The sequence below is a fragment of the Senegalimassilia sp. genome, from assembly GCF_977052095.1.
In genome coordinates this window covers 1-5,351 of the sequence record NZ_CDRSTZ010000074.1, presented here as the reverse complement: position 1 = coordinate 5,351, position 5,351 = coordinate 1, and the positions used below count along the sequence as shown (strand labels likewise).

Here is a 5,351-nt window from a genome sequence, read left to right as displayed (position 1 = left end):
CGCCGACAGGTTCTCGCGCACCAAAAACGCATGCGGGTTCGTGCACGTCTCCAGCTGCTTGGCGGGAATGCACAGGATGCGCGTGGGTTCTTGCGCGCAGATGTTCACGGGCGTGTGCTTCAGCGTGGCCGGCACCGCTTCGGCGAACGACTCGCCCGGCCCGAACTGCGCCACCGGACGGTCCTGCCCGCCTTGCGGCATGGTAGCAAGCACGCTACCCTCGATGACCACCGGGTAGAAGTCCAGCTTGTCGCCCGCGCGGCGCAGCAGCTGGCCTTCGTCAAGCTCAACGATGCGAGCGTCTATCTCTTTCAGCAGTTCGAAACGGTCCTTTTGGGAAATGCCGCGAAACACCGGCGACGCTTTCAGCGGACGAATGTCTTCCAACCTGATTCCCATGCGCGCGCCTGCCTCCTGCTTCAGTAACAAATGCTACCAAATGTTTACTCTTACTAACTGATTATCGCACAGTCGCGAAATATGTAAACAAAGGGTCACATAATTTCGGGAATTGGGGCGCCGCCCCGCCCCCGAAAGCAGAACGCCCGCAGGCGAATAACCTGCGGGCGTTCTGTAACGCGTTGGAATTCAATGGCGCACGCTGGCGCTACATCTTGCGTACGATCTCCAGGCCGACGCGGGCGGTGGTTTTGCGGCCGAACATGTCCACTTCCACGAATGCGCAGCGCTTGTGGCGGTCAACTTTCCGGATGCGCGCTTCCTTGCCCATCAGCGGACCTTTCGTGATTCTGACCTGGTCGTTTTCGATGACGCCTTCGCTCATGCGCACCACGCGGTCCTGGTCGATGAACGCCAGGAACCAGTCGCGCTCGGCATCGGAAAGCGCCATGAACGAGTTCTCCTCGTCGCCTAAGATGCGCACGCGGTTCGGCACGTTCGCCAGCCCGGCGGCCAGCGCCTCGATGTTGCCGGTCACGAAGAACAGGTAGCCCGGGAACAGCAGCCGGCGCTCGGGACGCCAGCCGGCGCTGCTTTTCCACATGGTTTCGAATTCGGGCACGAACGACTCGTGCAAAATGGACGGGTCGATAAGCTTGCGGCATTGCGAAAGCGTGGACGCTTCTTTGCCCGCAAGCACCTGGCCGACGTACCATTTATCGTTGATGCTGGTCATGCTGCACTTTCCAGCGCGCGCCAGCCCCAAGAGAACGTGCATGCAAGGAAGTTGGAGCCGCAAAAGGGCATGGCTTCGCCACGCTGGCCTTCGCCGGCTCAATCGTGTGCCTGCTGCAGCCGCAATGCTTCCGCGCACCCACCGACCCGCGTTTCCGCAGGCAGCGAGCGTGCAAAAACATTGCGCCTTCAGCAGGCGCACTCGCATGCGTATTCATTCTCTTGGAGCCAGCGCAACGCGCTTCTGCGACGATTACGTGTCTTCAAGCTATGTTGGCGAACAAGGCCGCGCGGCCTTGCAACCGTGTAACCTTTGCAATTATATCGGCAGCTCGCGCGGGCGCGGCAGACGCATCGGCAACAAGCGCCGCGGCCTTCCCCATTCGCCACGAAACGCCCCTACGCCGACACGAACGCCCCGCCGTCCAACGCAAACCTCAACAATCCATCCGCATTTCGCTGCCGAATCCGCGTTACTCTTCTTATTATCATTTATTTATGCTATTATTTATTACATATTTATTGATGTTTATATTATAGATAGGGGCCACAATGTCAGCGTCCGTGCCGAATATCCGCCCTATCAGCGACCTTCGCACGCACCTTAACGATGTGTGCGCCATGGCTCAAGAAACGCAAGAGCCTATTTTCATGACGAAGAATGGGAAAGCTACACTCATGGTCATCGATTGCGATGCTTATCGCGCACAGCAGGAGCACGACCGCTATGTTCAAAAACTGCGCGAAGCAGAAATTGAAGCGCGCTATCAAGAAGAATGCGTTAGCCCACAGCAACTCGAGCAACGGCTGAAGACCGCTTTTGACAAGTGGGGTGTGTAATGGGCGGCAATACCGCCGCGCAAAAAACTCGCACGGCAAAAACCACTGAAAGAGGCACACGGGTCAAACAGCAATCGCAATCAGCTGAATCCGCACAACCCGAGAACCAGCCACAACCCATACGTCACGTTCGCTATCGACCGCGTGCGGCAGTTGATCTGGAGTCGGCTGTTGTGTATTTGGGCGAGGTTCGCCAAGCACCGCAAGCTGCAAAGCGTTTATTCGACGGCATTACACAAGCGCTCGCAAATCTTTGTGCCATGCCCACCATGGGCAAGCCCTTTTCAGACGATAACCTTGACCGAAAGATGTACCGCACCTGGCTTGTCGGACATCACCGCATTTTCTATTCGTTCGATGACGAATGGCTTACCGTCTGGCGTATCGTGCACACCAGCCAAGACATCGACAACTACGCTATCAGGCCGCTTGAAGATGTAAACGGATAGAAAAAGGCGGCGGCACCAGGGGTTGGTGTCGCCGCCTTTGTTGTGGGCGGGTTTTCGCTTGCGGGGCGCGTTACGCCAGCAGTTCGCGGCCGGCGGCTTCCAGCTGGTCAAGCAGCGCGTCGGCAGCTTCGCGGCTGACGTCCTTCGCGAACACGTACAGTTTGATCTTCGGCTCGGTGCCGCTGGGGCGCACAATCACCTTGTTGCCGCCTTCGACGTCGAACTCCACCACGTTGGCCGCGGGCAGGCCGTTCACGCCCTGCTGGTAGTCCACCACGGCCTCGACCTTGCGTCCGGCCAGCTTGGCGGGGGCGTTTTCGCGCAGGCCCGCCATAAGCGACGCCATCTTCGCCGCGCCGTCAGCGCCCGGGTAAGCCAGCGACACGGTGCGGTTGAGCCACCAGCCGTGCTTGGCGTACATGTCGCGCATGGCCTGTGCCAGGTTCTTGCCCTCAAGCTTGTAGGCCTGTGCCATCTGGCAGATCAGCAAGCTGGCGTTCACGGCGTCCTTGTCGCGCACGTGGTCGCCCGACAGGTAGCCGTAGCTTTCCTCGAAGCCGAACATGAAGCGGTCGGCAGCGCCCGCGTCGGCCAGCTCGGTGATGATGTCGCCGATGTACTTGAAGCCCGTCAGGCATCGGCGCAGCTCAAAGCCGTATTCCGCAGCAAGCGCGTCCACCATGGCCGACGACACGATGGTGGTCACGGCCACCTTGTCGGCCAGGTTCTCGCCGCGCTCGGCGCGCATGCGGCAGATGTAGTCCAGCAGCAGCACGCCCATCTCGTTGCCGGTCAGAAGCGTGTAGTCGTCGCCGTCCTTGCAGGCCACGCCCACGCGGTCGGCGTCGGGGTCGGTTGCCAGCAACAGGTCGGGGTGCACCTGCTCGCACAGGTCGATGCCCTTCTGCATGGCCTCGCGAATCTCCGGGTTCGGGTACGGGCACGTGGGGAAATTGCCGTCGGGCTGCTCCTGCTCGGGCACCACGGTGACGTCGGACACGCCCGCGCGCGCCAGCACCGTGGTCACCGGAACCAGACCCGTGCCGTTCAGCGGCGTGTACACCAGCTTCAGCGGTGCGAAGGCAATCTGCTCGGGCGTCAGGTTGTTCACCGACTGCGCCAGCACGGCGCTGTAGTAGCGCTCAAGCACGGCGTCGTCGATCCAGCGGATTTTGCCGGCGGCCACGGCTTCGTCGAAGTCCATGGACTTCACGCCGGAAAACGCGTCCGTGCGCTCGATGGCCGCGGAAATGGCCGCCGCCGCCTCGCTGGTGATCTGGCAGCCGTCGGGGCCGTAGGCCTTGTAGCCGTTGTACGGCGCGGGGTTGTGGCTGGCCGTCATGCAGATGCCACCGGAACATCCCAGGTCACGCACGGCCCACGACAGCGTGGGCACCGGCGAGATGCGCGGATACACGTACGCGGTCACGCCGTTGGCGGCCAAAATGGCGGCCGTGGTGCGCACGAACAGCTCGCCCTTGTTGCGGCTGTCGCGGGCGATGGCCACCGACGGGTTCTCGAAGTTCGCGTTCAGGTAATCGGCGAAACCCTGCGTGGCGCGGCCGACGGTGTAGACGTTCATGCGGTTCGTGCCGGCGCCGATGACGCCGCGCAGGCCCGCCGTGCCAAACGACAGGTCCTGGAAAAACGCGTCCACCATGGGCTCTCCAATGCCCGCATCGGCCTTGGCCTGCATGTCGGCCAGCTCGGCGGACAGTTCCGCATCGCTGACGTTGGCGATCCAGCGCCCCAGCTCGGCGCGCATGTTCCTTTCGCTCATAAGCCTCTTCTTTCGGTTGAAAGCGCAGGGCGCGCCCGTTGGGCCCCGCGCACGATAAGCCACACTTCGGCGCCCATTGTAAACGAACGGCGCCCCACCAGCCAAAACCCAACGGAAAGGACAAGCACGCGGCTGGCCCGAACCACGCACCGTAAAACGCGAACTCAGTTTTTGCGCGTAAGCCGCGAGCGTGCGGCCAGCTCAAACTGCACGCCGCAAAGCGCGAACTCGACCAAGATTCGCAGCAGCGAAACGCGAAGCCCCGTTCAGCTTCTCGGGAAAACGTCCACTGTTGGTCACTTTTCCGAGAAGCTGAACGAATCGGGGACATTATTCGCCGAACCTGAACCGAGCGCGAGGCCAGCACGCCGTCAGCAGGCGGCAAAGGAGCACCATATACGGAAAACACCAGGTCACAAACTTGCGTTTCAAGCGGAAACCCGCAATCAGCAAGTCGCGCTCCCGCAAAGCATTCAGGAACTCGAAAAACCGTCCAACAGTGGCCGCTTTCCCGACTTCCTGAATCCAGCGACCAGGTCGAACGAGCACCGAAAGTGCAGAGCCCAGCAAGCACGATACGCAACACGCGGCGAACGAGTTCAGCTCCAAGACACGAGACGACCCTTCCGCTCAGAGGCTTTCCCGTTTGCTTGTCGAACAGTCCAGCGGACCGCTCGATGCGTTCAGCAAGCTTGCCAGCGTTCGCCCAGGCCGAAGGCCTGCTGCGCATCGCAGGGCGCAAGGCGGCTCCTTTCGCTCAGAGGCTTTCCTGTTTGCAAGGGGTTTGGGGGAAGGGAAGCCTCCAAGCGGAAGGGGCCGCCGGAGGAAGGGAGTTGGTTTTCAAAGGGCTGGCGCCACCGGGGAGGACGAGCCGGCGTCTGGCGGCGCTCGGCAGCGCAAGAGGGCACGATTCCCGGCTTTCCGGGCCTCGCTACAAGCGTCGGGGCTCGGAAAGCCCGGTTTCGCGCCAGAACCGCCCGCTCGGGGCCGAAACGCCCTGAGCCGAGATCCGGAAAGCCCGGAATCGTGCCGAAACGACGACTGAAACCGTTTCGAGGCTCGGAAAGTCCCGGAACGCGCCAACGGAGTTCGCAAGACGGGCCTTCGCGGACCGCCCCGATCAGGCAGCGCCCGAAGGGCGCGCCGCC

At 61.7% G+C, this 5,351-nt stretch carries 5 protein-coding genes; 2 read left to right on the top strand and 3 right to left on the bottom strand.

All coding sequences use genetic code 11. From position 1 onward, the window contains the following. Nucleotides 1-399 (bottom strand): Crp/Fnr family transcriptional regulator (locus tag ACWI6D_RS09220; RefSeq protein ID WP_449134467.1); only part of this gene is annotated, 399 nt, incomplete at its 3' end. A gap of 208 nt (nucleotides 400-607) precedes the next feature. Next, on the bottom strand, nucleotides 608-1,135 hold the full coding sequence (loaP, locus tag ACWI6D_RS09215; RefSeq protein ID WP_449134466.1) for an antiterminator LoaP: 528 nt from the start codon (nucleotides 1,133-1,135) through the stop codon (nucleotides 608-610). A 551-nt stretch (nucleotides 1,136-1,686) separates the two neighbouring features. Here loaP and ACWI6D_RS09210 point away from each other — a divergent pair. Together ACWI6D_RS09210 and ACWI6D_RS09205 are read left to right on the top strand one after the other, a co-directional pair. After that, nucleotides 1,687-1,974 (top strand): type II toxin-antitoxin system Phd/YefM family antitoxin, encoded by a 288-nt coding sequence (locus tag ACWI6D_RS09210; RefSeq protein ID WP_294361633.1) that lies wholly within the window; start codon nucleotides 1,687-1,689, stop codon nucleotides 1,972-1,974. After that, nucleotides 1,974-2,423 carry a type II toxin-antitoxin system RelE/ParE family toxin gene (locus tag ACWI6D_RS09205; RefSeq protein WP_294361632.1) on the top strand — a complete coding sequence of 150 codons (450 nt, stop codon included), beginning with the start codon at nucleotides 1,974-1,976 and terminating at the stop codon, nucleotides 2,421-2,423. Before ACWI6D_RS09210 ends, ACWI6D_RS09205 begins: the two co-directional genes overlap by 1 nt. A gap of 70 nt (nucleotides 2,424-2,493) precedes the next feature. On the opposite strand, the gene ACWI6D_RS09200 is transcribed toward ACWI6D_RS09205, so the two are convergent. After that, nucleotides 2,494-4,203 (bottom strand): phospho-sugar mutase, encoded by a 1,710-nt coding sequence (locus tag ACWI6D_RS09200; RefSeq protein ID WP_449134465.1) that lies wholly within the window; start codon nucleotides 4,201-4,203, stop codon nucleotides 2,494-2,496. Between the last annotated feature and the right edge of the window lie 1,148 nt (nucleotides 4,204-5,351).